We start from the raw sequence: 842 nt of genomic DNA, 5'->3' as shown, positions 1-842 counted from the left end.
TTGGCGCGTTGCGGTGATGGGTGTGTTTGAGCTGGTAGCCACATATTTTGCGTTTGACGACCCGGGGATTAGCGCGTGGTCGGCGCAGGGGCAGCAGTTGACGCAGCATTTCGCTGGTGACGCAGGTCTGGGCGTCGGTGATGACCGCGTTCCACCCCCAGTACTCGATGTGATGTAGATCACGTTGACCCCGGGGGGGGGCATGGATGCGAGCATACGCGACATGATTTTCGGAAAGGTGGTGTGGCCACGGCGCTTGTCGCACTGGGGTTGACAGGTAGCGTGCTAGTCGGCGCGCCTGCTCACGCTGATCCTGATCTTCTCGATGCCGCTTCCAGTGCCGCCACGTCAGCGATCACCATCGACGAGCTGCTGGAACAGCAGCTGGGAATCTTGGCGAACACGTTTGTTGACACCGTCAATTTAGATGTCGAGGAAGCCGGTCTCGATGTCGTTAATTTCATCTGCGGATTAATCGGCTGCTAATTCCGCTCCGCACTATACGTCATATTTTTTATAGAAGCTATTGGAGAGGGATTTGGTTCAATGAAACAACGCGAACGTGTCGTATGGCCGTTTCGGCAGGAGGAATCAGGTCCGGTGAGAAACTGGGAGCAGCGGACATGTCGGCAGCGGTGGTGGGGTTTACGTGCCGAAGTGATCGCCGGGGCGCTGGGTTTCGCCACCTTGATGGTTATGGCGCCGTTTATTGGTGCACCGGGCGCTCACGCCGATCCGGCTGACGTTACAGGCGAGGCCAGCGAACACATCGCCCAGGCCGAATCGTTGTTGAGTTCAGCCGAGGCGCTACTGGAAAATGCCGAGGATTTTTACTACGCACA

Annotated in this window: 2 protein-coding genes; both read left to right on the top strand. The window is 57.4% G+C overall.

Annotated elements, in window-relative coordinates; all coding sequences use genetic code 11:
• Positions 1-243: 243 nt before the first annotated feature.
• Entirely contained in the window at positions 244-486 is a 243-nt protein-coding gene (locus F6Q13_RS18165) for a hypothetical protein (RefSeq protein WP_293059506.1), read from the top strand.
• A gap of 60 nt (positions 487-546) precedes the next feature.
• Positions 547-842 (top strand): hypothetical protein (locus tag F6Q13_RS18160; RefSeq protein WP_293059504.1); only part of this gene is annotated, 296 nt, incomplete at its 3' end.

It is taken from the genome of Mycobacterium sp. (assembly GCF_008709575.1).
In the GTDB taxonomy this organism is placed as follows: domain Bacteria; phylum Actinomycetota; class Actinomycetes; order Mycobacteriales; family Mycobacteriaceae; genus Mycobacterium.
Note: the sequence above shows the minus strand (reverse complement) of the source record. Positions and strands in the feature narration are given on the sequence as shown.